General features: G+C 60.3%; 29 protein-coding genes. 19 read left to right on the forward strand and 10 right to left on the reverse strand.

The window, feature by feature from the left end; genetic code table 11:
- Positions 1-10: 10 nt before the first annotated feature.
- The 3 genes from DQ393_RS22760 to DQ393_RS22770 all read right to left on the reverse strand — a co-directional run bounded on the left by DQ393_RS22760 (position 11) and on the right by DQ393_RS22770 (position 2,063).
- On the reverse strand, positions 11-814 hold the full coding sequence (locus DQ393_RS22760) for a helix-turn-helix domain-containing protein (RefSeq protein ID WP_112343977.1): 804 nt from the start codon (positions 812-814) through the stop codon (positions 11-13).
- The gene (locus DQ393_RS22765; RefSeq protein WP_112343978.1) at positions 811-1,176 is read right to left on the reverse strand and encodes a nuclear transport factor 2 family protein; all 366 of its coding nucleotides are present in this window, start codon (positions 1,174-1,176) and stop codon (positions 811-813) included. The genes DQ393_RS22760 and DQ393_RS22765 overlap by 4 nt, the downstream gene beginning before the upstream one ends.
- A gap of 101 nt (positions 1,177-1,277) precedes the next feature.
- On the reverse strand, positions 1,278-2,063 hold the full coding sequence (locus DQ393_RS22770; RefSeq protein WP_112343979.1) for a TSUP family transporter: 786 nt from the start codon (positions 2,061-2,063) through the stop codon (positions 1,278-1,280).
- Positions 2,064-2,211: 148 nt separating this feature from the next.
- Here DQ393_RS22770 and DQ393_RS22775 point away from each other — a divergent pair, with 148 nt between their 5' ends.
- The 14 genes from DQ393_RS22775 (at position 2,212) to DQ393_RS22840 (ending at position 15,457) form a co-directional block, all read left to right on the forward strand.
- Complete coding sequence (locus DQ393_RS22775; RefSeq protein WP_112343980.1) at positions 2,212-2,616, forward strand: cobalamin biosynthesis protein; 405 nt, start codon at positions 2,212-2,214, stop codon at positions 2,614-2,616.
- Positions 2,617-2,769: 153 nt separating this feature from the next.
- Positions 2,770-3,729 carry a nucleoside hydrolase gene (locus DQ393_RS22780; RefSeq protein ID WP_112343981.1) on the forward strand — a complete coding sequence of 320 codons (960 nt, stop codon included), beginning with the start codon at positions 2,770-2,772 and terminating at the stop codon, positions 3,727-3,729.
- Positions 3,730-4,017: 288 nt separating this feature from the next.
- Positions 4,018-4,866, forward strand: coding sequence for a uroporphyrinogen-III C-methyltransferase (cobA, locus tag DQ393_RS22785; protein ID WP_112343982.1), 849 nt, complete (start codon positions 4,018-4,020; stop codon positions 4,864-4,866).
- A complete protein-coding gene (locus DQ393_RS22790) occupies positions 4,863-6,170 on the forward strand; it encodes a cobyrinate a,c-diamide synthase (RefSeq protein ID WP_112343983.1) in 1,308 nt (435 codons plus the stop codon). Before cobA ends, DQ393_RS22790 begins: the two co-directional genes overlap by 4 nt.
- Positions 6,167-7,186: a threonine-phosphate decarboxylase CobD gene (cobD, locus tag DQ393_RS22795; protein WP_112343984.1), complete on the forward strand. Its 1,020-nt coding sequence runs from the start codon at positions 6,167-6,169 to the stop codon at positions 7,184-7,186. The genes DQ393_RS22790 and cobD overlap by 4 nt, the downstream gene beginning before the upstream one ends.
- A gap of 90 nt (positions 7,187-7,276) precedes the next feature.
- Positions 7,277-8,257 (forward strand): adenosylcobinamide-phosphate synthase CbiB, encoded by a 981-nt coding sequence (gene cbiB / locus DQ393_RS22800; RefSeq protein WP_112343985.1) that lies wholly within the window; start codon positions 7,277-7,279, stop codon positions 8,255-8,257.
- A 119-nt stretch (positions 8,258-8,376) separates the two neighbouring features.
- Positions 8,377-8,805, forward strand: coding sequence for a L,D-transpeptidase (locus tag DQ393_RS22805; protein WP_112343986.1), 429 nt, complete (start codon positions 8,377-8,379; stop codon positions 8,803-8,805).
- A 217-nt stretch (positions 8,806-9,022) separates the two neighbouring features.
- On the forward strand, positions 9,023-9,301 hold the full coding sequence (locus DQ393_RS22810; RefSeq protein ID WP_041677496.1) for an acyl carrier protein: 279 nt from the start codon (positions 9,023-9,025) through the stop codon (positions 9,299-9,301).
- 122 nt (positions 9,302-9,423) lie between these two features.
- Positions 9,424-9,897 carry a 3-hydroxyacyl-ACP dehydratase FabZ family protein gene (locus DQ393_RS22815; protein WP_112343987.1) on the forward strand — a complete coding sequence of 158 codons (474 nt, stop codon included), beginning with the start codon at positions 9,424-9,426 and terminating at the stop codon, positions 9,895-9,897.
- Between the two features lie 46 nt (positions 9,898-9,943).
- Positions 9,944-11,149, forward strand: coding sequence for a beta-ketoacyl-ACP synthase (locus DQ393_RS22820; RefSeq protein ID WP_112343988.1), 1,206 nt, complete (start codon positions 9,944-9,946; stop codon positions 11,147-11,149).
- 10 nt (positions 11,150-11,159) lie between these two features.
- Positions 11,160-12,440 carry a beta-ketoacyl-ACP synthase gene (locus DQ393_RS22825; RefSeq protein WP_112343989.1) on the forward strand — a complete coding sequence of 427 codons (1,281 nt, stop codon included), beginning with the start codon at positions 11,160-11,162 and terminating at the stop codon, positions 12,438-12,440.
- Positions 12,441-12,494: 54 nt separating this feature from the next.
- Entirely contained in the window at positions 12,495-13,523 is a 1,029-nt protein-coding gene (locus DQ393_RS22830) for a zinc-binding dehydrogenase (protein ID WP_112343990.1), read from the forward strand.
- A gap of 5 nt (positions 13,524-13,528) precedes the next feature.
- Positions 13,529-14,461, forward strand: coding sequence for a lipid A biosynthesis lauroyl acyltransferase (locus DQ393_RS22835; RefSeq protein ID WP_112343991.1), 933 nt, complete (start codon positions 13,529-13,531; stop codon positions 14,459-14,461).
- 273 nt (positions 14,462-14,734) lie between these two features.
- Complete coding sequence (locus tag DQ393_RS22840) at positions 14,735-15,457, forward strand: PAS domain-containing protein (protein ID WP_112343992.1); 723 nt, start codon at positions 14,735-14,737, stop codon at positions 15,455-15,457.
- 187 nt (positions 15,458-15,644) lie between these two features.
- Here DQ393_RS22840 and DQ393_RS22850 read toward each other — a convergent pair whose 3' ends face one another.
- Positions 15,645-16,850, reverse strand: coding sequence for a GTP-binding protein (locus tag DQ393_RS22850; RefSeq protein WP_112343994.1), 1,206 nt, complete (start codon positions 16,848-16,850; stop codon positions 15,645-15,647).
- Positions 16,851-16,942: 92 nt separating this feature from the next.
- Entirely contained in the window at positions 16,943-17,917 is a 975-nt protein-coding gene (znuA, locus tag DQ393_RS22855) for a zinc ABC transporter substrate-binding protein ZnuA (protein WP_112343995.1), read from the reverse strand.
- Between the two features lie 100 nt (positions 17,918-18,017).
- Between znuA and DQ393_RS22860 the strand changes: the two genes are divergently transcribed.
- Genes DQ393_RS22860 through DQ393_RS22870 form a run of 3 tightly spaced genes read left to right on the forward strand, consistent with a single transcriptional unit; the run spans position 18,018 to position 20,105 of the window.
- Positions 18,018-18,890, forward strand: a complete 873-nt coding sequence (locus DQ393_RS22860) for an ATP-binding cassette domain-containing protein (RefSeq protein ID WP_181592407.1) — start codon at positions 18,018-18,020, stop codon at positions 18,888-18,890.
- Entirely contained in the window at positions 18,883-19,710 is an 828-nt protein-coding gene (gene znuB, locus DQ393_RS22865; protein WP_112343997.1) for a zinc ABC transporter permease subunit ZnuB, read from the forward strand. Before DQ393_RS22860 ends, znuB begins: the two co-directional genes overlap by 8 nt.
- Positions 19,707-20,105, forward strand: a complete 399-nt coding sequence (locus DQ393_RS22870) for a Fur family transcriptional regulator (protein WP_112343998.1) — start codon at positions 19,707-19,709, stop codon at positions 20,103-20,105. Before znuB ends, DQ393_RS22870 begins: the two co-directional genes overlap by 4 nt.
- A gap of 49 nt (positions 20,106-20,154) precedes the next feature.
- On the opposite strand, the gene DQ393_RS22875 is transcribed toward DQ393_RS22870, so the two are convergent.
- Together DQ393_RS22875 and DQ393_RS22880 are read right to left on the reverse strand one after the other, a co-directional pair.
- A complete protein-coding gene (locus tag DQ393_RS22875; protein ID WP_112343999.1) occupies positions 20,155-20,685 on the reverse strand; it encodes a gamma carbonic anhydrase family protein in 531 nt (176 codons plus the stop codon).
- 16 nt (positions 20,686-20,701) lie between these two features.
- Positions 20,702-21,397: a fumarylacetoacetate hydrolase family protein gene (locus DQ393_RS22880; RefSeq protein ID WP_112344000.1), complete on the reverse strand. Its 696-nt coding sequence runs from the start codon at positions 21,395-21,397 to the stop codon at positions 20,702-20,704.
- Positions 21,398-21,555: 158 nt separating this feature from the next.
- Between DQ393_RS22880 and dusA the strand changes: the two genes are divergently transcribed.
- Positions 21,556-22,554: a tRNA dihydrouridine(20/20a) synthase DusA gene (gene dusA, locus DQ393_RS22885; RefSeq protein ID WP_432422022.1), complete on the forward strand. Its 999-nt coding sequence runs from the start codon at positions 21,556-21,558 to the stop codon at positions 22,552-22,554.
- 420 nt (positions 22,555-22,974) lie between these two features.
- On the opposite strand, the gene DQ393_RS22890 is transcribed toward dusA, so the two are convergent.
- On the reverse strand, positions 22,975-23,187 hold the full coding sequence (locus tag DQ393_RS22890; RefSeq protein WP_004109325.1) for a cold-shock protein: 213 nt from the start codon (positions 23,185-23,187) through the stop codon (positions 22,975-22,977).
- Between the two features lie 455 nt (positions 23,188-23,642).
- Between DQ393_RS22890 and DQ393_RS22895 the strand changes: the two genes are divergently transcribed.
- The gene (locus DQ393_RS22895) at positions 23,643-24,206 is read left to right on the forward strand and encodes a nucleoside deaminase (RefSeq protein WP_112344002.1); all 564 of its coding nucleotides are present in this window, start codon (positions 23,643-23,645) and stop codon (positions 24,204-24,206) included.
- On the opposite strand, the gene DQ393_RS22900 is transcribed toward DQ393_RS22895, so the two are convergent.
- Both DQ393_RS22900 and DQ393_RS22905 read right to left on the reverse strand, forming a co-directional pair.
- Complete coding sequence (locus DQ393_RS22900; RefSeq protein WP_112344003.1) at positions 24,187-25,245, reverse strand: adenylate/guanylate cyclase domain-containing protein; 1,059 nt, start codon at positions 25,243-25,245, stop codon at positions 24,187-24,189. The two genes, DQ393_RS22895 and DQ393_RS22900, sit on opposite strands and share 20 nt — an antisense overlap.
- Positions 25,246-25,405: 160 nt before the next feature.
- Positions 25,406-25,864, reverse strand: a complete 459-nt coding sequence (locus DQ393_RS22905) for an SRPBCC family protein (protein ID WP_112344004.1) — start codon at positions 25,862-25,864, stop codon at positions 25,406-25,408.
- Positions 25,865-26,016: the final 152 nt, after the last annotated feature.

Below are 26,016 nucleotides of genomic sequence, written 5' to 3' on the forward strand. Positions count from 1 at the left end.
TCCCAGGCGTTCAATCGCCCAGCAGCATCGCCTTCAGAGCTTCTGCCGTCTGCGAGTTCGCGGGAAAGAACGATTCGATTGCGAGTTCCGAAAGCGTGACGTCGACGGGCGTTCCGAAGACGGTCGTGGTCGAGATGAAGGAGAGCTGGCCTGCCTCGGTGACAAGTTCGAGGGGCACGGCGATGCCGGCAAAATCCCGTTCCGGAGCCACCGATTTCGGTGCCGCAGGTGCGGGGTAGGCCAACAATTCCTCAAGCAGTTTTGTCAGAACGGGATCGCCGGTTGCCGATATCTGCTGGCGAAGGCGTTCCAATAGATGCGCACGCCATTCGGAGAGGTTGGCGATCCGAGGCGCCAGGCCATGCGGATGCAGGCTTAGACGCAGGACATTGATCGGTCCTTCGGTCAGCGAGGTATCGGTCACGCTGGCAAGCAGCGGTGCGACGGCGGCATTGGCAGCGATCAGCGTCCAATGCCGGTCGACGGCCAGAGCCGGGAAGGGTTCGTGCCCCTTCAGGAGCATGTCGATGGCGCGGCGTGCCGGAGCAAGCGCCGGATCATTCAGTTTGCGCTCCGGAAAGACCGGGGCAAATCCGGCAGCGAGGAGCATCGGATTGCGTTCGCGCAATGGTACGCCGAGCCGTTCGGCGAGATGCATCAGCATCTCGCGGCTTGGAAGCGCCCGCCCGCTCTCGATGAAGCTCAGATGTCGCTGCGATATATCAGCTTCAAGGGCGAATTCGAGCTGGCTCAGGCGGCGGCGCTGCCGCCATTCGCGCAGATGGTCGCCGAGAGAGCGGGCCGGGTTCATCATGCGGCAACCGGCAGCTGGTCGATAAAGCCGTGAACGGATTTCAGTCGCTCGCCTTCGAGGATGGCGAAATCCGTGCCCTTGATCAGCGGTTCGGCATCGGCCGGACCGAAGCCCCAGGAGAAGCGAAGATTGTCGCCGTGGCGATCGCCGTTCGTGATGAGTGTGAAGCGGAAGCCGGGGAAGCGCTCGTGCGCCGCCGTGACCAGCGCGTGGATTTCTTCACGATTGTCCGCGTGCATCATCGGGTCGACATAGCTGCAGTCTTCCGTCCATGCCTCGGCAATGAGCGCGCGGCGACGTTCGGCGTCGGCCTCGTTCCAGATGGCGATATAGCGGTCTGCAATGGTGTTCGCGTCAGTCATCGGTCAACTCCTTTGGATCGCCTGAACCGTTCAGGCAGGGCGATCATCGGCGCGTACCGAAGCACTATCAATTACGTCGGAGGTAATCAAAGGCGCGTTTCTTACAGCCCAAGCCAGATCCTGACGGGATGGGTGGGATCCGCCAGCAGCTTGATCGCAAAGGCTATGCAGACGATGACGAGCAGCGGCTTGATCAGTTTCGCACCGATGCGCATGGCAAGCCGCGAGCCGAGCTGCGCGCCGAGGAATTGGCCGAGCCCCATCGTCAGACCGACCTTCCAAAGGATGGCGCCGGAGGAGATGAAGACGATCAGGCCACCAAGATTCGAGCCGAAATTGAGCAGCTTCGTATGCGCCGTCGCCTTCAGCAGGCCGAAGCCGGCGAGTGTGACGAAGGCGAGCATCAGGAACGAACCGGTTCCGGGGCCGAAGGCGCCGTCATAAAAGCCGATCAGCGGCACGAACGTTACGCCGAAGAGTCTGGCGCTCATGCGCCGATGCTTTTCGACATCGCCGAGGTTGGGTTTCAGGGCGAAATAGAGCGCAATTGCGATCAGCAGGAAGGGCAGGATGATGCGCAGAACCTGGCTCGGCATGATGGTCGCCAGCAATGCACCGAGCATGCCTCCGATCACAGCCATCGCCGCCATCGGAAGCTGCTCGCGAAGCTCGACATGTCCTTGCCGGGCATAGGCGATCGTTGCCGAAGCCGCGCCGCAGATCGACTGCACCTTGTTCGTGCCAAGGGTCTGCAGCGGCGGAATGCCGGCCAGCAGCATGGCAGGCACGGTAATCAGCCCACCGCCGCCGGCGATCGAATCGACGAAACCGGCGAAGAACGCGGCGGCAAAAAGCAAAAGCAGGAGTTGAACTGTAATGTCTGGCAAGGCGGGGAACTCGGAGGCGGGAAATCAGCGGCCTTCTGGCACTTCGCTTGTCGCAAGGCAATTGCTATCGAGACACACCAGGCGAAATTGACGCGTCGAAAGGCGCTCGTTACAGCTGTGATATCGGTTGATGCTGTTGGGAGTGAACATGACGACCTATGCCAATTCCACCCGCCGCTATCTTCTGGGTCTTGGCTGCGAGCGCGGCACCGACTGGAACGACGTGCGGATGCTTGCGGAAAGAGCTTTTCAGGAGGTTGGGATCGGGAGCCAGCAGGTTCTGGCCGTCGTGTCGATCGATACGCGCATGAATGAGCAGGCGATCCTCGAGACCGCCACGCATTTCCGTCTGCCAGTCCGCTTCTTCAAGGCGGCCGCATTGGAGCGGGAGACACCCAGGCTGAAGAACCCGTCCGAACTCGTTTTCGCCCATACCGGTTGTCATGGCGTCGCGGAAGCTGCGGCGCTTGCGGCGGCCGGGCCGGATTCGGAGCTTGTGCTCCCGAAGATCAAATCCAGTTTTGCGACGGCGGCGATCGCTAGAATTGCCTGAGGGCTAACGCTGTCAGACTTAAATGGTCCGTGCGATATCGGTGGGGCATTTCGCCGTCTGCGGTTCTCGTGTATGCCGGTAGTTCAAGCGCGATCCGCGATGACGAAAATTCCGAAAGATCAAGCTTATTCAGCATGTTGGTAAGGAAAAATCATGCATAAGGTCATTTATGATACCGATCCGGGCGTTGACGACGCCATGGCGCTTCTCTTCCTGCATCGTCACCCGGATATCGACCTTCTTGGCGTGACGACGGTGTTCGGCAACGCCTCAGTGGATACGACGACCCGCAATGCGCTGTTCCTGAAGCGCGAGTGGAATATTGCGTGTCCGGTTGCGCGCGGCGCCAGCGTCACTTTCGATCCTTCGCGGCACGAGCGGCCGTGGCCGATAATGGTTCACGGCCATAACGGCCTCGGCGACATCGATGTGCCCGATACGATCGACCTGCCGGCCGATCCGCGGCCGGCTTACCAGTTCATCATCGACACCGTTCGCGCCAATCCGGGCGAGGTGACCCTGGTCGCCGTCGGCCGCATGACCAATTTGGCTCTGGCGCTGAAGCACGATCCGGATATCGCCAAGCTCGTGAAGGGTGTGGTCATCATGGGCGGCAATTTCTATGTGCCGGGCAATGTCTCTCCGGTTGCGGAAGCCAATATTCACGGTGATCCGGAAGCCGCCGATTTCGTCATGACGGCGGCCTGGAAAGTGGTCGTGGTGGGCCTCGACGTGACGGCGGTGACGACCATGAGCCGCGGCTATCTGGCCGATATGGCGAGGGACGGCGGACCTTCGGTGCAGCTGCTGTCGGATCTATCGCAATCCTATATCGATTTCTACAAGCACGCCGTCGAAGACGGCATGATGGTGCACGACAGCTGCGCCTGCGTCTATGTCGTCGCGCCGGAGCTGTTCGACACGATCGAAGGTTCGGTCCGCGTCGTCTGCGGCGGCATTGCCGATGGTCAGACGATCGTCAAGCCGAACGGCCGTCATTTCCCGCCGGGCGATTGGGACAATCTGCCGAGCCAGATCGTCTGCACCGGCATTCGCTCACAGCAGGTCGTCGATCTGATCCGCGACGTGATCCTGGGCAAGATCAGACATTAAATTCTCTCTGAAGGGGGCGCGTGCCCCCTTCACATCTCGCTGAAGAGCCATTTCCTCAGCTTATTGTGGGCCTATTTAAGTTTCCGGACATACCAAGTCCGGAATGTCATACGATCAATCAATAGGTTTTTCATTTCCTGTCGCCGTTGGAAAAGCTCATAGCGTGCTATCGCTCACGCTGGGCAGTCCTATGGCGTAATGTCGGCAATGGGAACGATGTCGAACCGAGGCTGTCTTATCCCGTTCTCAACATTGCAATTTCGCCCATCCGGGCATAGGACACATGGGATGAACGATACCGCTTTTTCCACTCTGCCGGCCTTGGAGCCGGGCTCCGTCTGGCTCGTCGGCGCCGGGCCGGGCGATCCGGGGCTCCTGACCCTGCTGGCGGCCAAAGGGCTGGCTGAGGCGGATATCATCGTGCATGACGCCCTGGTGAACGAGGATTGCCTCAAGCTCGCCCGATCGGGTGTGGTGCTGGAATATGCCGGCAAGCGCGGCGGCAAGCCTTCTGCCAAGCAGCGGGATATTTCTCTGCGGCTGGTGGAGCTAGCGCGGGCAGGCAAGCGCGTGCTGCGCCTGAAGGGCGGCGATCCTTTCGTTTTCGGGCGCGGCGGTGAGGAGGCGTTGACACTCGTCGAGCACGGAATTCCCTTCCGCATCGTGCCCGGCATTACGGCTGGGATCGGCGGTTTGGCCTATGCCGGCATTCCCGTCACCCATCGCGACGTCAATCACGCCGTCACCTTCCTCACCGGCCATGATTCGTCCGGTGTTGTGCCAGACGCCATCAATTGGGAGGCCATCGGCAGGGGATCGCCCGTCATCGTCATGTATATGGCGATGAAGCACATCGCCCAGATCAGCGCCAATCTCATTGCCGCCGGCCGTTCGGCGGACGAACCCGTTGCCTTCGTCTGCAATGCGGCGACATCCTCTCAACAAGTCCTGGAGACGACGCTCGGGCGAGCGCCTGTTGATGTCGAAGCTTCCGGTCTCGAGCCGCCGGCTATCGTCGTCGTCGGCGAGGTGGTGAAATTGCGGTCATCGCTCGATTGGCTTGGCGCCCTATCCGGCCGCACGCTGGTGCCGGCCGCTGAAAGGCCCGGCGAAAGCGGACGCAAGGTGTCGGCATGAGCGGGCTTCTGATCGCGGCACCTTCATCAGGCTCCGGTAAGACCACATTTACACTCGGTCTGCTGAGAGCACTGCGAAACAGGGGTGTCGCGGTCGCATCCGGCAAAGCCGGACCGGATTACATCGACCCCGCCTTTCATGCGGCAGCGGTCGGATCGGCCTGCCTCAATTTCGATCCCTGGGCCATGCGCGCCGAACTCATTTCCGCTAACGCGGCACTTCATCGCGCCGGCGGAAGGATGCTCGTCACCGAGGGGATGATGGGCCTGTTCGACGGTGCTGCTGACGGTACGGGCACGCCGGCGGATCTTGCCGCCTTGCTTGGCTTGTCCGTCGTGCTCGTCGTCGACTGCTCGCGCATGTCGCAATCGGTTGCCGCCATCGTTACCGGTTTTGCCAATTTCCGTGCCGATATCCGCATTGCCGGTGTCGTGCTCAATCGCGTCGCCAGCGACAGGCATGAGAGAATGCTGCGCCAGGCGTTGAATGCGGTGCATATGCCTGTTGTCGCGGTTATCCGCAGTGATGCCGTCCTGGCATTGCCGGAGAGGCATCTCGGTCTTGTGCAGGCGGGAGAGCACGGTGCACTGGAGCAGTTTATCGAGGCGGCTGCCGAGGTCGTCTCGAAAGCCTGCGATTTCGATCTGCTGTTGAGGGCGGCGCACCAGCATCTCGTTCGCACCTCAGCGGCCAATATTGCGCGGCTTATGCCGTTCGGCCAGCGCATTGCGGTCGCGCGGGATATCGCTTTCGCCTTCTGCTATGAGCATATGCTGCTCGGTTGGAAGCGGCGTGGCGCGGAAATATCCTTCTTTTCTCCGCTCGCGGACGAAGCCCCCTCGGCCGATGCCGATGCCATCTATCTGCCGGGCGGCTATCCGGAATTGCACGCCCCTAAGCTTGCTGCCGCTCAGCATTTCCGGGATGGCGTGAAGACGGCGGCTTCCCGCGGGGTGCGCATCTATGGCGAGTGCGGCGGCTATATGGTGCTCGGCGAGGGGCTTGTAGATGCGGCAGGTGCGCGCCACGAAATGCTGAGCCTCTTGCCCGTGGTCACCAGTTATGAGAAGCGGCAGCGTCATTTAGGCTATCGGCGCGTGGTGCCGCTTGCCGGCTCTTTTTTCGACAAGCCGATGACGGCCCATGAGTTTCATTATTCGACCATCGTCTCGGAAGGTGAGGCGGACCGTCTGTTTGCAGTGAGGGATGCGCTCAATAACGATCTCGGTGCCGCCGGCTTACAGCGTGGCAACGTTGCCGGCTCCTACATGCATTTGATCGATCTCGCCGGTGACGCCGTATGACCAACAGGATCGTCCATGGAGGCGGCATCACGGCTGCGGCACGCCAATATGGCGGTCGTCCGGAGGAATGGCTGGATCTCTCCACCGGCATCAATCCCAATCCGGTGACGCTGCCGGAAATCCCTGTCGCGGCATGGCACAGGTTGCCTGACCAGCATTTGCACGAGCGGGCGCGGGAAGCGGCGAGGAACTATTACCGCAGCGGCGATATTCTGCCCTTGCCGGTTCCCGGCACGCAGTCCGTCATTCAATTGCTTCCGAGGCTGGTTCCCGGTGGCAGCGTCGCGATCCTCTCGCCGACCTATGGCGAATATGCGAGAGCCTTTACGCTGGCGGGGCTGCGGGTCCGCCAGGTTTCGACGATTGCCGAACTCACCGCCGACGACAGGCTGGTCGTTGCCGTCAATCCCAACAATCCCGATGGGCGGAGACTGCCCATCGAGCAGTTGCGGGATTTGCACGACAGGCTACGGAGCCAAGGGGGGAGCCTTCTTGTCGATGAGGCCTTCGGCGATATGGAGCCGGCAGCGAGCGTGGCGCCTTTTGCCGCCTCGATGCCGAATCTCATCATCTTCCGTTCGTTCGGAAAGTTTTTCGGCCTGGCCGGCCTTCGTCTCGGGTTCGTGATTGCCGAGGCCGCGATCCTAACCCGTTTCGAGGATTGGCTCGGTCCCTGGGCGGTTTCCGGGCCGGCTCTTTCGATCGCCGCGTCGCTCGTGGAAGGCGATACAGGCGCCATCCGAAACCGCATTCTTCAACGGTATTCGGCGCTGGAAGGAGTTCTTCGTCGATCGACGCTTGAGATCGCCGGCGGCACCCCCCTGTTTGCACTGGTTGCAGACGACCGCGCCGAGGGCCTATATACGCATCTTTGCCGCCATCGTATCCTGGTCCGCAAGTTCGATTACGCCCGCAATTGGCTGCGCTTCGGACTGACCCCGGACGAGGAGGCTGATCAAAGACTCGCCGGGGTGCTAGAGTCGGATGATTTTAGGTCTGTTCGACCTAAAATCTGAATCCGCTCTAGAAACAAAGAAGTAGAGCATGATGGTGTCCGAAAACCGCTCAAATACTTTTCGGCATCATGCTCTAAAGGATTATTCGCAATGACCGCCGACGAACATTTACTCATTCTGGTCCTTGCCTTGCTGCTCGACCGTATCGTCGGCGATCCCCACTGGTTGTGGAAGCGCTTTCCGCACCCGGTCGTGCTGTTCGGCAAGGCGATTTCATATTTCGACGGCCGGTTCAATGCAAAGCATCTGCCCGGAGTGCTCCGCCGCCGCAACGGGATCATGTCCATCGTCGCGCTGCTCATGGGAGCTGCCATCGCCGGCTGGGCCATTCATGGATTTCTCGCCTTCTTCGGCTGGCTTGGCATATTGGCAGAAGCGATACTCGCGGCGGTTTTCCTGGCGCAGAAAAGCCTTGCCGATCATGTCGGCGAGGTATCGCGTGCGCTGCGTGCGGACGGTCTGGAAGGCGGTCGGTTGGCCGTATCGCGCATCGTCGGCCGCGACCCCGAGACGCTGGATGAACCCGGGATTTGCCGCGCGGCCATCGAAAGCCTCGCCGAGAATTTTTCCGACGGCGTCGTTGCCCCCGCCCTTTGGTACGGTTTTTTCGGCCTTCCGGGCCTGTTCTTCTACAAGATGCTCAATACCGCCGATTCGATGATCGGCCACAAGTCCGAGACCTATATAGATTTCGGCCGCGCCGCCGCGCGCCTGGATGATATTGCCAACTGGCCGGCTGCACGGCTCTCCATTCTGCTGATTGCTGCCGGAGCCTTGGCCAAGCGGGGGATTTCCGCGCTTGGAAATGCGATCCGCATCGGGGTCCGGGACGGCGGACTGCACCGTTCGCCCAATTCCGGCAGGCCGGAGGCCGCCATGGCAGGCGCGCTTGATATCCAGCTCGCCGGTCCGAGAATCTATGGCGGGGAACTCGTGCGTGAACCGATGATCAACGGTTCCGGCCGCGATACCGCTACCGTCAGCGATATCGAAGCCGGTATTTCCATCTTCTATTCCGCATGCTCGATGCTGACATTTCTCGCCTTTTTGGGATTTCTGCTGCTGCTGTGAGCGCCCCTAAATTAAGCAATCGCTCACTATATGTATTAATTTGGTATAATTAGCATAGCGATAGAATTCCCCATCGTCTGAATTGCTCTGGAAGGAAGCAAACAGTCGGAGGGGGCAAGATGAAGCGTGTCGCATTCGTAGCAACGGCATGTCTGTTCATGCAGTTTCATGCCATTTCGGCTCATGCCGGAACTGTTCTTGCAGTGGTCGATCTTCGATCGCAAACAATGACCGTTTCCGAGGACGGGGCTTTTAAATATCGCTGGCGCGTATCGACGGCTCGCACGGGTTATGTGACGCCTGTCGGCTCCTATACCGCCAAATGGTTGTCCAGGGATCACCGCTCGAAGAAATATGACGATGCGCCGATGCCCTATGCCGTGTTCTTCAACGGCGGCTATGCCATTCACGGCACTTACGAGGTGAGGCGACTTGGCCGGCCGGCATCGCATGGCTGCGTGCGGCTCGACACACGCAACGCCGCCACTTTCTTTGCGATGACGTCGGATGCGGGGCTTCACAATACCCGCATCGTGATCAGCGATTAGCGCCGCAACGCGGCAAGCCTTTCGCTTCGCTGTAGCCGCAATACTGCCGCATCTTGCGCGCATGTCGCCCTTGATTCCGCAATTGTGACGCGATCGTCACTTTGCTGTTTGCGCAACAGTGCTTCGCCAAATTGCCGGAGTTTCTGGTGGAAACCATTGGCTTTTGATATGGATTTCCCTATGAGGGGGTGAATTATTATTTCAAGAGGTATGGGCAGTGACTGCTACATTTGACAAAGTTGCCGACATCATCGCTGAAACCAGCGAAATCGATCGTGACACGATCACCCCGGATAGCCACACGATCGACGACCTCGGTATCGACAGCCTGGACTTCCTGGATATCGTCTTTGCTATCGACAAGGAGTTCGGCATCAAGATCCCGCTCGAGAAGTGGACGCAGGAAGTCAACGAAGGCAAGGTCTCGACCGAAGAGTACTTCGTCCTGAAGAATCTCTGCGCCAAGATCGATGAATTGCGCGCCGCCAAGGGCTGAGCAACATCCTTGCATTTTTTGACGCCCAGCCGCCCCTGAACATGGCGGCCGGGCGGTTTCATTCTTAAATAGCGTATCCCGCCCGACGCATGCTGCGTTATCGGGTTGGAGCGGAGGCGTTAATGCTGCTGGAATATTTCCAGATGATCGACAGGGTCGAATCGGTCGATCTGTCCAAGGGCCTGTTGAAGGCGCATTCCGTCGTTCCGGCGAAAAGCCCGGTTTTCGAAGGCCATTTCCCCGGCATGCCGCTTGTCCCGGGTGTTCTGCTGATCGAAACAATGGCGCAGGCCTCGGGCATGCTCGTGCTTGCCGCGACGAAATTCGCCTATATGCCATTCCTGATGTCGGTGGACGGTGCCAAGATGCGGACGTTCGTCGAGCCGGAAGCCAAACTTGATATCGAGGCCGAACTCGAGCATGACGGTTCGGGCTTCGCCGTCACCAAGGCGCGCATCACCATCGCCGGAAAGAAGGTCTGCGATGCGCAGTTGAAGCTGCGGACCATGCCGTTTAATGAGTTGCCGCTTGGCGATATCGTGCGCAAGCGGGCAGGCGAAGTCGGGCTTCTCGACGCCATCGCCGCCAACGGTTGATGCTGCCGGCTTGTTCGGCGCCGCCGCATTCGAAGAGGATTGATGAATGAGCAAGGCTCAGAATGATGTGGTGATCACGGGTATCGGCATCGTTACCTGTCAGGGCGTTGGCAAGGACGCGCATGTCGCCCTTTTGAAGGCGGACAAGGCGCCGGCGACCATCGTCGAAACCGAGAAATTCAAGCCCTATCCCGTGCATCCGCTGCCTGAGATCGATTGGTCGCAACAGATTCCAAAGCGGGGCGATCAGCGCCAGATGGAAAATTGGCAGCGCATTGGCGTCTTCACCGCCGGCCTTGCTCTTGACGACGCCGGCTTCAAGGACGATCTGGAAGCCTGCGGCACCATGGACATGATCGTTGCAGCCGGCGGCGGCGAGCGCGACATCAATGTCGATACGCTGATCGTCAACGAAGGCCTGCAGCGCAATGATCGCGAATTGCTTCTGAACGAGAAGCTGACCACCGAACTGCGGCCGACTTTGTTCCTGGCGCAGCTTTCCAACCTGCTTGCCGGCAATATTTCGATCGTCCACAAGGTCACGGGCTCGTCGCGCACCTTCATGGGTGAGGAAGCCGCTGGTATTTCCGCCGTCGAGACCGCTTTTCATCGCATCAAGTCGGGCGAATCGAGCCATGCCCTGGTGGGGGGCGCCTTTTCCGCTGAAAGACTGGACATGATCCTGCTGATCGAGGCGATCAATGCCCACGCTCAGGGTGACTGGCATCCCGTCTGGTCGCGCAAGCCGGAAGACGGCGGCATGATCATGGGATCGCTGAGCGCCTTCCTCGTTCTTGAATCGCGTGCCCATGCCGAAGGCCGCGGCGCGCATATCTATGCAACCATCGATGCCGTCGAGGGCGATCGCGGCCGGCGCGACGAGGGCAAGTTCGAAGCGCGGTTGGAGCGCCTGCTCGCACCGGCAGCCAAGCAGGCGTCGGGCGACGCGACAGTCGTTTTTTCCGGCACGACGGCCATCCCCGGCTTGGCCCAGCGCGAAAAGACGGTGCTCGAGGCGCAGCTTCCGGGCTCGGCCATCCGCGCCTATTCCGGTATTTCCGGACACGGGCTGGAAAGCCAGTTCCCGCTCGGGCTCGCCTTTGCGGCGCTCGCCGTCGCCAGCCAGGCCAAGGTGCCGCCCTTCGATGCCGCGCATGAAAAGCCGATGGCGACGGGTGCTCGCAAGGCTGTGGTGACGACCGTCGGGCATTCGCGCGGTGAAGGCATCGCCGTAATTTCCGCTGAAGCGTGAGGAGCAGGATATGACCGCTTACAAGGATCATCTTGGACGTCCGATCGTCGCCGTCACCGGCATGGGGATCATCACGTCGCTGGGGCAGGGCCTGCAGGATAACTGGAACGCGCTTTCCTCCGGCACGTCAGGCATTCACGGTATCACGCGCTTCCCGACGGACGGCCTTTCGACGCGTATCGCCGGCACGGTGGATTTCATCGATATTCCCGTCCCGAACGCTGTCGAGCGCTCCTACGCCTTCGCCCGCGAAACAACCATCGAAGCGCTGGCCCAGGCCGGGATTTCTGGCGATTTCGACGCGCCGCTGTTCCTGGCTGCACCGCCGATCGAGCCGGAATGGAGCGCGCGTTTCGAGCTCGCCGACCGCTCGCCGCCGGCCGATCATCAGGGCGACGCCTATGAGCGTTTCCTTGCGGCCATGCGCCAGCGTCCGGATCCGGCCTTCCATGAAGCGGCACTTTTCGGCGCCATTTCCGAACGCCTTGCCGATCGCTTTGGCACGCGCGGCCTGCCGGTGACGCTGTCGACAGCCTGTGCATCGGGTGTGACCGCCATTCAGCTCGGTATCGAGGCGATCCGGCAGGGCCGCACGACGCGGGCGCTGACGGTTGCGACCGATGGTTCGTTGAGTGCCGAAGCACTGATCCGCTTCTCGCTGCTGTCGGCGCTGTCGACGCAGAACGATCCGCCGACCAAGGCCTCCAAGCCGTTCAGCAAGGATCGTGACGGCTTTGTCATCGCCGAAGGGGCGGCGACGCTGGTGCTGGAATCGCTCGAAGCGGCAGTCGCGCGCGGTGCGAAGATCCTGGGCATCATGAAGGGTGCGGGCGACAAGGCCGACTCCTTCCATCGCACGCGCTCTTCGCCCGATGGCGGCCCGGCGATTGCGACGATCCGGGCGGCACTTGCCGATGCCGGCATGGCAGAGGCCGATATCGGCTACATCAACGCTCACGGCACTTCGACGCCGGAGAACGACAAGATGGAATATGGTGCGATGTCCGCGGTCTTCGGCGAGCGGCTTCCGAACATCCCCGTCTCATCGAACAAGTCGATGATCGGGCATACGCTGACGGCGGCCGGCGCAGTCGAAGCGGTGTTCTCGCTGCAGACCATGCTGACCGGCACTCTGCCGCCGACCATCAACTACAACAATCCGGATCCGTCGATCATCCTCGACGTGGTGCCGAACAAGAAGCGTGAAAAGCAGGTGAATGCCGTTCTTTCGAATTCTTTCGGGTTCGGCGGCCAGAATGCCAGCCTTGTCATGGCGCTTGAACCGGCTTAATCGGACGTCTGAAAAACAGAATACAACTGCGCCCGAGGGGCGAGGGACTTTGCCATGCGTGCTTTGCAACTGATCGACGACCGCAAACTTGAGATCACCGATCTGCCGGAGCCGGATGCGCCGGGCGCAGGTGAGGTGACCCTGCGCGTCAAGGCCGTCGCGCTCAACCATATCGATGTCTGGGGATGGCGCGGCATGGCGTTCGCCAAGCGCAAGATGCCGCTGGTCATCGGCGCCGAGGCTGCTGGCGTCGTCGAAGCGATCGGCCCGGGCGTTGCCAACGTCCTGCCTGGGCAGCTCGTATCGATCTACGGTGCGCAGACCTGCGGGCTTTGCCGCCATTGCCGAGAAGGCCGCGACAATCTCTGCGAACATGTCAGCGGTGTGCACGGCTTCCATCTCGATGGTTTCGCGCAGGAGAAGGTCAATCTCCCGGCTCGCCTGCTTGTCCCGGCGCCTCCCGGCGTCGACGCGATCGGCGCGGCCCTTGCTCCCGTCACCTTCGGCACCGTCGAGCATATGCTCTTCGACAATGCCAAGCTCGAACCGGGCGAGACGATCCTCGTTCACGCGGGCGGCTCGGGTATCGGTACCGCCGCAATCCAGCTTGCCAAGAAGATCGGCTGCACCGTGATCACCACCGTCGGTTCCGATGACAAGATCGAAAAGGCGAAGGCACTCGGCGCCGATCACGTCATCAATTACCGCACCGACCGCTTCGAGGGCGTCGTGCGCAAGCTGACGAAGAAGAAGGGGGTCGACGTGGTCTTCGAACATGTCGGCAAGGATACGTGGGCAGGCTCCATGCTCTGCATGAAGCGTGGCGGACGTCTCGTCACCTGCGGCTCGACCTCGGGCGTTTCGACCGATATCAATCTGATGATGCTGTTCCAGCAGCAATTGAAGCTGCTCGGCTCCTTCGGTTGCCGCATGGAGAACATGGCCAATGCCATGCAGAAGATGGCGCGCGGCCTCGTTCACCCTGTGATCGATACCGAAGTCGGCTTCAATGATATCGATCGAGCGCTGGAGCGGATGGAATCGCGCCAGATCTTCGGCAAGATCATCCTGAAGATGGACTGAGCCGCGTGAAGCTTTTCATCACCCGGATCGTCCTTGCGCTCAGAAATTTCCGGCAGTGGCTGGTGGCGCAGGTCATTTTCGGATTTCTCAATTTCCTGAAGCTGTTTCCGGCAGATGCGGGCATCAATTTTGCCGATCGGCTGACCCGCAGGATTGGCCCGCGCATGCGCCGGCATCAGCTGATGCTGACCAATCTGCGCAATGCCTTTCCGGAAAAGAGCGAGAGCGAAATCGAGGAGATCGCACGCGCAAGCTGGGGGAATATGGGCCGGCTCGCGGCCGAATATGTCTTTCTCGACCGGCTTTTCGACTTCGATCCCCATAGCGACAAGCCCGGGCGAATCGAAGTTTCAGGCATTCCGATCTTCCTCGATCTCAGGGACAATCCTCGGCCGTTCATCGTCTTTACCGGACATACCGGCAATTTCGAGCTGCTGCCTGTCGCGGGCGCCGCTTTCGGCCTGACGGTGACCGTATTGTTCCGTCCGCCGAACAACCCCTATGTCGCGAAGAAGGTCTTTGACTTTCGCGCCAAGCGCATGGGCAATCTTGTACCGTCCCACGCCGGATCATCCTTCAGCCTTGCGAGAGAATTGGAGGCGGGTCGCGGTGTCGGCGTGCTGGTCGATCAGAAATTTCGCAAGGGCCTGAAAACCCGATTCTTTGGCCGGGATGTGAAGACGAATCCGCTTTTGCCGAAACTTGTGCGCCAGTTCAATTGCGAGGTCTACCCGGCCCGCTGCATCCGGCTGCCCGGCAATCGCTACCGGCTGGAAATCGAGCCGAAGCTAGAGATGCCGCGCAACGAGGCCGGCGGTCTCGATCTGACGGCAACGGCGCAGATGCTGAACGACAAGGTGGAGAGCTGGGTGAGGGAAAATCCCGAGCAGTGGCTCTGGTATCACGATCGCTGGAATATCAAGAAAACCGTTTTCTAGGCCCGAATTCCGGCGCGTGCGCGACGAATCTGTGCGCGGATTTGCATCCTGTCTTTCATGCAGTCGTTGCTGTCGGTAAGCCTTGCTTTCCAGAAAATTCTCCTTTCCCGAGAACTTCCGTTCATCCGGATTGAAAGTGGAGGTAAGTCATGTTAATTCACAATGTAGAAAGTTTGGTGAGAATGCGGACACCAAACTGAATATCCTTGGGCATGGCAACGCCGGGAAACGAGGCCCCTGCGTCCTGTTGTGTTCAGGGACAGGAGGGCAATTTTGCTGGCACTCTTTCATGCCTTCTCCACGAAATGTAATCAGATTCAGCGTGCGATAAAACTTGGCGACGATGAGCTTGTAGCGTCGCTTGATAGCGAATTAGAGCCACTTATCGCGGCGATCCTGGCCTATAAGGCCACGAGTCTGCTCGAAATCTACATGCAGCTCCAGTTCATGAACAATCTCATCCGGGAAGAAGCGGATGATCGGTCGCGAGTGATGCATAATTCCGCTTCGCTTTCGGTGCTGATCGACCGTTATTTCGGTGGCGCAAACCAAGCGGCCAGCGAAGTCCTACGGGCATTTTCGAGTGAGAAAACCAGTCTCGACAATGAGTTGGGATTCGGGGAAGGCAGCGTTTTGAACGATGTCATTCTGGATAGCTTGCCGGATCGCGTTGCGGTCGTCACGCAGGACTATCGCTATCTCTACAGCAACGCGGCCAATTCGGAATTTCTGAAATCGAAACCGATGGAGCTCGTCGGGCGTCATATCTCCGAATTCATCGGTTCCGACTATTTCGAAAGCAGTGTGAAGGCGAAGCTCGATGCCTGCTTTGCCGGCGAGAAGGTGGAGTGTCTCTATCCATCCTTTCGTCAGGTGGAGTCCGGCAAGGTGCTTCACTGCACGATGACGCCGCTGCGTGCCAAGACAGAGGTGATCGGCGCGCTACTCGTCATGCATGAGATCATCGCCGTTCCCACCGGCATGCTGGTGGCCTGAACGCACGTTCAGGCCCCAAACAGCAATTTTCCGACCACATCCGTCATCAGGCGAGGATTCGTTTCGCCTGATTTTCTGTCTGTCTGGTCCGGCTCGGCCGCAGCGGATCGCAATCCGTCGTCCTCGGGAGTGTCATCGCTCCCGCACTCGAAGCATTGGCAGCGAAACCTGATCACTTTCGGCTTTTTCATGCCGTCGGCCCGTTCCAGCTTGCAAAGGAATCGGGCAGGTCCCGCCAACGTTCCGGCGTGAAACGATCCGCCTCGACAAGACAAGCGTCCAGCTCGGTCGTGATCTGCTTCTCATTCATCGGGTCGGCGCCGATGAATACCAATTCCTGGCGGCGATCGCCCCAAATCGGATCGAGATAGGGCGCGAGGGCGCGTTTGAAGGAGGGATCGCGCGGCCATTGATCCTCAGGCACGGCAGCCCACCAGAGACCCATCTTGCTCGTGCGGACAAGCGCGCCGGCCTGGCTCATCTCGCCGACATAAAAGGGCCGGGTTGCAAGCCAGAAGAAGCCCTTGGCGCGGACGACGCCCGGCCAGGAGCGATTGAGAAAGGCTTGAAATTTCGTGGGATCGAACGGTTTTTTCGCGCGGTAGACGAAGGAGCGAATGCCGTATTCTTCCGTTTCGGGAACGTGATCCTTGAAGCCGTGCAGTTCCTTGTACCAGAGCGGATGGGTCTCGGCTCGATCGATGTCGAAGCGGCCGGTGCCGAGAACCTCCGTCGGTTCGATCGCGCCGAAATCCGCCTCGATGAGACGAGCATCGGGGTTGAGGCCGACGATGATCTTGCGGGCGGCGTCGCGTTGTCCAGCCGTTGCCGAACCGACCTTGTTCAGGATCACGACATCGGCAAATTCTATCTGCTCGACCAGGAGATCGACGATGGTCCGGTTGTCGCCGTCGCCGGCGGTTTCACCTCGGTCGGCCAGGAAATCCGTCGAACCATAGTCGGCAAGAAGATTGGCCGCATCGACGACGGTCACCATCGTATCAAGCCTGGCAACGTCGGAGAGGCTGCTGCCATCCTCGTCGCGGAACTCGAAGGTGGTGGCAACGGGCAGGGGCTCGGCAATGCCTGTGGATTCGATCAGCAGATAGTCGAAGCGATCCTGCTCCGCGAGCTGGCGGACTTCCTTCAGCAGGTCGTCGCGCAATGTGCAACAGATGCAGCCATTGGTCATCTCGACGAGCTGTTCCTCCGTGCGCGAGAGATTGGCGCCGCCATCGCGCACCAGCGCCGCATCGATATTTACTTCGCTCATGTCGTTGACGATGACGGCGACACGCAAGCCTTCACGATTGTTGAGGATATGGTTGAGCAGCGTCGTCTTGCCGGCGCCAAGGAAACCGGAGAGGACGGTGACCGGAAGCTTCTTGTTCATGATAACCTCGCTCGTAATGTAATATCATTACATCTGGTAAGATAAAAAAAGCGAGCATAGGGCTCGCTTCCTTCGGCGCTACATAGCCTTATTCAGGAGAGGCACTCTTTCAGAGAACTTGCGATACCGCGCATCAGGTCGAAATAGAGATCCGGCCCTTGCGGCAGCGTTGCGGCTTCAGGATCGAGGACACCAGATTTTGCGGGCGTACCTTCCAGCACCACATTGACCAGCTTCGGTTCGAATTGCGGTTCCGCGAAAACGCAGGTCGCGCCGAGATCGGCGACCTTGCTGTGGATCTCGGCGACGCGCTGTGCGCCCGGAATGGTTTCCGGCCTAACCGTAATCGAGCCGGAAACGCGCACGCCATAGCGATGCTCGAAATACTGATAGGCGTCGTGGAAGACGATGAAAGGTTTGTCCTTCACCGGCGCGACGGCAGCGGCGATTTCGCTATCCAGAGCATCGAGCTTATCGTTCAGAGCCTTCTGGTTTGCTTCATAGGTCAGTGCATTGGCAGGGTCGGCTGCGACCAGCGACGTGGTGATCTCGGCGACCATCGCTTTGGCGTTGTGTGGATCGAGCCAGAGATGGGTGTCGAACTCGCCGTGATCATGATCGTGGTCACCATGATCATGTGCATGGTTTTCCCCGGTCGCCGCTTCATCGCCGTCGTCATGCGGCTCGAAGGCGCCGCCTTCGCGGAATTTGAGCTTGGTGATGCCGGGCGCATCGTCGAGTTCGACGACGGTGGCGTTGGCGCCGAGGGATGCGAGCGGTTTCTCCAGGAAGGCTTCCATGCCTGGTCCGACCCAGAAAACCACCTGCGCCTGCTGGAGACTGCGGGCATTCGACGGCTTGAGCGCATAGGTATGTGGCGAGGTGGCGCCGTCAACGATCAGATCAGGTGTTCCGACCCCTTGCATGATCGCGGCGACAAGCGAATGGATCGGCTTTATGGAGACGACGACCTTTGGTGCGTCGGCTGCCGTCGCAGTGGTACCGGCAAGCAGGCCGGAAAGCAGGAGGGTGGCGGCGAGGGGAATAAAAGCTTTTGCTGCGTTCATGCTAGAAATGCCCTTGAATGGGTCTGTTATGTTATTACATCAATTGCGTTATGCTATAACGTGTGCGATAGCATGGCGCAATAGTGCAATTGGAAATTTCATGCTTTCTTCCCTCGACAGCAAGAACCGGCCGCTGGTGTCGCTCCATAATGTCGGCGTCCGACGCGGCGGCCGCTGGCTGGTGCGCGGCGTCGATTTTTCCGTGAGCCGCGGCGAGATCGTCACCCTGATCGGCCCGAACGGCTCCGGCAAATCCACGAGCGCCAAAACGGCAATCGGCGTGCTGAAGCCGGACGAAGGGCGCGTCGACCGTATTGCCAATCTGAAGGTCGGCTACGTGCCGCAGAAGCTCGCCATCGATTGGACCTTGCCCCTCAGCGTGCAGCGATTGATGACGCTGACCGGGCCTTTGCCTGAGCGCGAGCTGATCGCTGCTCTTGAAGCAGTCGGCATCGCGCATCTCGCCAAAGCCGAGGTGCAGCATCTTTCCGGCGGCGAATTCCAGCGGGCGCTGCTGGCGCGTGCCATCGCCCGCAAGCCCGATCTGCTTGTGCTGGACGAGCCGGTGCAGGGGGTCGATTTCAACGGTGAGATCGCGCTTTACGATCTCATCAAGTCGATCCGCAATTCGCAGGGCTGTGGCATCCTGCTGATCTCGCATGATCTGCATGTCGTGATGGCGGCGACGGATACGGTGGTCTGCCTGAACGGCCATGTCTGCTGCCGCGGCACGCCGCAGACCGTTAGCCAGAGTCCCGAATATGTCAGGCTCTTCGGAACGCGGGCGGCGCAGTCGCTGGCGATCTACAGCCATCATCACGACCATACGCATCTGCCGGATGGCCGCGTGCAGCATGCGGACGGTTCGATTACGGACCATTGCCATGCTGACGATGGCCATCACCATCATGAGCACGATCACGATGATCATCATCACGGCCATGACCATGCCGAGGGAGAGCGCCATGTTTGACGATTTCTTCCTGCGCGCCGTCGTCGCCGGCGTTGGGCTGGCGCTGACGACTGGGCCACTCGGCTGCTTCATCATCTGGCGACGTATGGCTTATTTCGGCGATACGATCTCGCATTCGGCACTGCTCGGCGTGGCGCTCTCGCTGCTTTTCCAGCTGAATTTGACTCTCTCCGTCTTTGCGGTTGCCGCGCTCGTCTCGATCCTGCTCTTGCTGCTGCAGAGGCGGCAGGCGCTGTCGGCGGATGCGCTGCTCGGCATTCTCTCGCATGCAACGCTGGCGATCGGCCTTGTCATTGTCGCCTTCATGAGCTGGGTGCGGATCGACCTCATCGCCTTCCTCTTCGGCGACATACTGGCCGTCAGCCAGTCGGACATTGCGGTGATCTGGGGCGGCGGCATTTTCGTGCTGGCGGCAATCGCCTGGCTTTGGCGGCCGCTTTTGGCTTCGACGGTCAATCCCGAACTCGCGGAAGCCGAAGGGTTGCGGCCGGAGCGCGCGCGGCTTCTCTTCATGCTGCTGATGGCCGTGGTGATCGCGATCGCCATGAAAATCGTCGGTATCCTGCTTATCACCGCGCTTCTGATCATCCCCGCGGCCACCGCACGCCGCTTTGCCGCCACGCCGGAAACGATGGCGATCTTGGCTTCGCTGCTCGGCGCTATCGCCGTTGTCGGCGGGCTATTCGGATCGCTGCGCTACGACACGCCATCCGGGCCTTCCATCGTCGTCGCGGCGCTCGTCTTGTTTATCTTCAGTCTGCTGCCCCTCGTTCGCAGGGGCGGCACGCCAGCGGCGCAACCGAGAGGACAGTCGTCATGACCACTCCGATGCTCACCAAGAACCAGTCCCTCGTTTTCGATATTCTGACCAAGGCGGAAGCGCCGCTCAGCGCCTATACTATTCTCGACAAATTGCGCGATCAGGGTTTCCGCGCGCCGCTTCAGGTCTATCGCGCGCTGGATAAGCTGCTCGAATATGGCGTGGTACACCGACTCGAGAGCATCAATTCCTTCGTTGCCTGCGCCCATCCGCATGAGGATTGCCACAGCCACGGCCTTGTCGCCTTCGCCATCTGCGAGAGCTGCGGTCAAGTGATCGAGTTCCACGACGACGAAGTGGATCATCGGCTGATGGACTGGCTGAAATCGCAGAAGTTCAAGGCGGAAAAGTCGACCATCGAAATTCGCGGTCATTGCGCAAATTGCGCTGCTTGAATTGCAAACCGCGGTTTATTCCAACTTGCCAAGAATTTATAAGAAATTCCTAATCTAATCTTTTAAGATCGCGGGCGAAGCGCTGCCAGTTGGCGACATAGTTGCGCGCGGAGCGGCGCAGGCCTTCGATCGCGGCTTCGTCCAGCGTGCGGATCGCTCTTGCCGGTGCGCCGACGATGAGCGAGCCATCCGGGAACTCCTTGCCTTCCGTGACGAGTGCATTGGCACCGACGAGGCAATTATTGCCGATCTTCGCGCCATTCAGGATCGTGGCTCCCATGCCGATCAGTGAATTGTTGCCGATAGAGCAGCCATGGATGATGGCATGATGGCCGATCGTGCAGCCTTCGCCGATGATGGTCGGGTAGGCCGGATCGGTATGAACCATTGTACCTTCCTGGATGTTCGTGTTCTTGCCAACGACGATCGGTTCGTTATCGCCGCGCAGCACCGCGCCGAACCATATGCCGACATCTTCACCGATCTCGACCTTGCCGATGACGCTGGCATCCGGCGCGATCCAGTAACGGCCCGGCTCGGGTGTTTTCGGCGTCGAGCCGGCAAGGGCGTAGATGGGCATGGTCGATCCTCCTCGATCAGACGACGTTCAGCACAAGATTGGCGACGCCATCGACGGCGCAGCTGATCCGGTCGCCGCGCGCAACGGGGCCGACGCCGGCGGGCGTGCCGGTCATGATGATATCGCCCGGTGCGAGCGTGAAGAGCTTGGAGAGCTCGGCGATGATCTCCGGCACTTTCCAGATCATCTGAGAGAGATCGCCTCTCTGGGCAGCCTCGCCATTGCGCATCAGCCAGATGCCGCCCTTGTCGGGATGGCCGACATGAGTGGCGGGTACGAGCGCGGAGATGGGGGCCGAATGATCGAAGGCCTTGCCGATTTCCCAGGGGCGACCGAGCTTCTTGGCTTCACCCTGGAGGTCGCGGCGGGTGAAATCAATGCCGACGCCATAGCCGTAGACGCAATTCAGGGCCTGTTCGACCGGGATGTTCGCGCCGCCGCTGCGCAGCGCCACGACAAGCTCCACTTCGTGATGCACGTCGGACGATAGCGAAGGGTAGGGAAAATCGCGGGAGACCAGCAGGTTGTCCGGGTTCTTCTGGAAGAAGAAGGGCGGTTCGCGGGTAGGGTCATGACCCATCTCGATGGCATGGTCGGCATAGTTGCGGCCGACGCAATAGACACGACGTACAGGGAAAAACTCGGTCTCACCCTCGATCGGTAGAAGGACAGGGGCGGGCGGCGGAATGACTGTCGTCAATGGGGCGTTCATATCGGCTTTCGAAACTCTTGCTCTTTCTTGGGAAGGCCTGTTGCCCTCCGACTCCGTCCGGACAAACTAGCATCATTGTGACTGCCACGAAAACTGGCCTTTTTGAGGGATTTGGTGTAGAGCGCGGATCAGAAAGGTTTCCCATGTATAGCGACGCGCTGAAAACCGGCCGCAAGATCTTCGCGGTAGCCCCTATGATCGACTGGACGGATCGCCATTGCAGGTACCTGCATCGGCAGATCAGCCGGCATGCGCTGCTCTATACCGAGATGGTGGTGGCCGACGCGATCATCCATGGGCCGCGCGACCGGCTTCTGGGGCATGATGTCAGCGAGCATCCCGTTGCACTGCAACTCGGTGGCTCCGACCCGGCCAAGCTTGTCGAGGCGCTGCGGATCGCGGAAGCCTATAACTATGACGAGATCAACCTGAATGTCGGCTGTCCCTCGGATCGGGTACAGTCAGGCACCTTCGGCGCTTGCCTGATGCTGACGCCGGAGACGGTGGCATCTTGTATCGCAGCGATGAAGGCGGTTTCGAAGGCGCCCGTCACAGTGAAATGCCGGATCGGCGTCGATGAGCAGGAGCCGGAAGAGGCCTTGCCGGAGCTGATGACGCGCGTGCTCGATGCCGGCGCCGATGCGATCTGGATCCATGCTCGCAAGGCCTGGCTGAAGGGCCTGTCACCGAAAGAGAACCGCGAAATACCGCCGCTGGATTACGACATCGTCTATCGCATGAAGCAGCGTTGGCCGGAGGTCTTCATCGGCATCAATGGCGGCATCCAGACGCTGGATCAGGCGGAAGAGCATTTCGCCCATGTCGATGGTGTCATGCTTGGCCGCGCCGCCTATCAGAATGCCGCGATCCTTGCCGATGTCGACCATCGCTTTTATGGCGAACCGGCCACCGAGGCCGATTGGAACGCGCTGCGCGACCGGATGATGGATTATGTGGAGCGCCATATCGCCAACGGCGGCCGTCTGCAGCATGTCGCGCGTCACATGGTCGGTCTCTTCACCGGCCTGCCCGGCTCGCGCCGCTATCGCCAGATCCTCTCCACCGACGCCAACAAGCCGGGGGCGGGGCCGGAGGTGATTGCGGTGGCCTTCGCAGCAGTGGATTTCAGCGCGCATTCCGAGCGGGTCAGCGCTTGAGGTGACGATGATTCCAACTGCCTTCGTCCTTCGAGGGCAGCTGTCGGCCCCACCTAAGCGGGTGATCGGCTGAGAGTTGAGGAAGTAGTTTAGTGTTAAAAAGATCACCACTCACCCGTCATCCTCGGGCTTGGCCCGAGGATCCACGCCCAGGCACGTTGGCGCGTCTAAATCGACGAGAGTGCTGGTTTCGCTTTGCGAGTGTATCCCTTTTCGCAGAGGAGACGGTGAGGCTTGTGCCTGGATCCTCGGGTCAAGCCGAGGATGACGGAATGTTGGGATGGTCCAGGGCAGACAACGGGCTTGCGGTAAAGGGCATAGCCAGGCTTGCTTCAGGGCGAGGGTGCTATCTTCACAAACGAAAAACGGCGCGGTTTGCACCGCGCCGTCCGAAACTTCATTCAGGCAGTCACCCAGGGCTTAGTTAGCCTGGATGTTGACAGCCTTCGGGCCCTTGCCCATGCGATCCGGCTCGGTGTCGAACGTGACCTGCTGGCCTTCGCGCAGCGACTGGATGCCGGAAGCCTGAAGAGCGGAGATGTGGACGAAAACGTCCTTTGCGCCGCCGTCAGGAGTGATGAAACCAAAACCCTTGTCCTGGTTGAAGAATTTTACGGTGCCCTTGGTGGCCATGGGGGATAGTCCTTTACCCATCAGTCTTAGTTTATCCGGATAAACCCGGACGGCTTTGCTTCCGCGACATGCGAAAGCCAGTCGAGAAGTCACGTACGGGGAAAGAACGTCTGCGCGGGTCAGAAGACCCAACCGCTGCCTGTCGCAAGCGGATCACCAAATCAGTCCAGTCACCGGCATGCAAATGCCCGAGCATGCATATGGGTGACAGGGTTTGTGGAAAAAGGCAAGGGGCAATATTAGGGCCGGGTGGGGAACGGGTAGGATAGGGTGGGAATTTCAAGGGGTTGACGAGAGGCTGGTGCCTCAGGCGCCGGCGAAGTTACATGATAAATGTATTCGTTGCCTGACGAGAAGGCGCCGGCGATGATCGAAGAAGCGATAAATCGTCACGCGGCTGTAACGAAGGCCATTATCTTAGGCACAAACTTTAATGCGGGATTTGAGGGAATTACATGGCTCAATCGAGTGACGAATACATGATGGGTCTCGCACTTGATGAAGCCCGGATCGCGCTGAATGAAGGCGTGTTTCCCGTAGGCGCAGTTCTATGCATGGAAAACAAGGTTTTGGGACGCTCTCATAAAACCATGGTTTCGAATCATTTGAATCATGCGGAAATGAATTTGTTTCATCAGGTATTCAAGGGAAACTATAGTTTTTCGCGAAACGATGGCCTGACGCTGTATACGACACTCGAGTCTTGCATCATGTGTTTCGGTACGATGATGCACTTGCCGATAACGCGGCTTGTTTTCGCTATGCCCGATGCGTATGGCGGATGCGCTCACGTTAGGCTGGTAAATTCGCCTCCAAGACACCTCTCGAGAACGGTGGAGATCGTTGGAGGCGTGCGTCGTCAGGAGGCTTCCAAGCTTTTTGCGGAGTTTCTTGCGACGACGACGGAAAACTTCTGGATTACAGGCGGAGCTTCGCATTTTCAGGCCGCCGTGAGAGCCGAGCTTGACGACGATGTATTGCAGCGCAGGTGGTGCGGACCTAGCTCTCAGCCAACGTAAACACCGAACAAGGCTCGGCAATCCCCCGTAGCTCATAATCCCCTAAAGGCACCAGCGGCGTCGTCGTCTCCGCCGCAAGCGCACCGGAGATCAGCACGGTGCGGCCGAGCGGCCTGCACAGCCCCTCCAGCCGGCTGACGAGGTTGACGGCGGGGCCGATGGCGGTGAAGTCCAGGCGGTCGGCGGCGCCGATATTGCCCCAGAGCATGTCGCCGAAATGCAGCGCGGCGCCGAAGGGGAGCGGCGGCAGGCCTTGGTTTGCCCGGGTCGCGTCGAGATGCACCATGCCGGCGCGGATGGCGGTGACGGCGCGCAGTGCCGCTTCGCAGGCTTCCGCCGGCCTTTCATTGACAGGGAAGATTGCCAACACCCCATCGCCGATGAACTTCAGCACCTCGCCGCCGAAGGCATGCACGGCGCCGGCGACGCGATCGAACCAGGCGTCGAGGGCCGAGATGACGACGGTCGGCTCCGTCGCTTCGGAGAGAGCCGTGAAATCCCGAAGGTCGGCGCAAAGCAGCGCTGCGCGAATGGTCTCGCCGCTATTGCGGCTGAGCGCGCCTGCTTGCACGCGCGCCGCACTTCTGCGGCCGAGATAAGCTTCGAGTAGGGTCGATAGAGTGGCCCGCGCGGCAAGGCCGGCCAGGGGGGCGGCGGCAAAGCGCGCGACCTGACGCAGCCTGTCCGTTTCGGGGGAGGTGAAGGGCCGGGTTCCGGCCCAGGCGAGCACGGAATTGCCGGGCGCGGTGCCGATCGTTTCCTCGCATGTCGGACCGAGTTCGCCGAGCCAGTCGCGGCCGGCCTGTCCGAGCGATGTGCCGGCGAAGCCGAGGGCTTCGATCACCGTGCCCGTCTCCGCTCGCCAAAGCCAGGAACGCTGGGTGATGATAGGATGCGGCGCCGCAAGCGTCAGGGCGCCGCCAGTCAGCGGCAATCCGACGGCCAGCAGACGACCGCCGAGATCGGCCAGGAAGCGTTCGGGGCTGAGCGCGGTACCGGCTTCGTCGACCAGCCAGGCAAGGGGGGCGGGTAAATCCATGCAGCGATCATGCCACGCCGCTCGCGAGCTGTCATCCTTGCCGGCGCAACCTTCCCGACAGCGCTGAGATCATCAAGTTCCAGCGCGCGAAATTATTGTCCCTGGGCGGTGACTTCCTTGTTCCTCAAGCCATCGAGCCGGATGGAGCAGCCCTAAGGCATTATTGTTTCTGGCCGTCGTGACCGCGCATCACATCCGGACCCGGATCCCGTCCGGCTGCCACTTCCGCCATTCGGTCGAGATAATGCGCCCAGCCCTTTGCGTGGGCTTCGCATTGCTCCGGCGTCGGCAGGCCCGAATGGGTGAGGCGCACCAGCGTCCCGTCGGGCTGCTCGATCAGATCGATCTCCACCAGGCTCGACTCCGGCGGCACTTCTTCGCTGCCTTCCCAGCCGAAGCTGTAGGCGAGGCGATGCACCGGCACGACTTCGCGGAAGGAGCCGCGCGCGACGCGGGCGCCGGTGACATTGACGAGATAGATGCCGCCCGGCTGCGGCTCCGTCCTGGCTTCCGTGCCCATCCAGCGCAGGATCTTTTCGGGATCGGTCAGCAGCGCGAAGACGGCCGCAGGCGGCGCGGAGACATGGGTCTCGCGACGAACGATTAAAGCTTCTGGCATCGGTCTCTCTCCCGTGGTTGCTGTCGCTTCCCACCGTGACGAATACCTTCGTCCCGCCGTGGGCCTCCTATGTGCCGGCATGTAGGAGCCATTGCCCCGGCAGCAAGGCGTCATTCTATACTTGCCGGGCGTCACTCCTCATAAGCCGGCAG

Origin of the sequence: Martinezella tropici, assembly GCF_003287875.1 — a bacterium.
In the GTDB taxonomy this organism is placed as follows: domain Bacteria; phylum Pseudomonadota; class Alphaproteobacteria; order Rhizobiales; family Rhizobiaceae; genus Rhizobium; species Rhizobium tropici_C.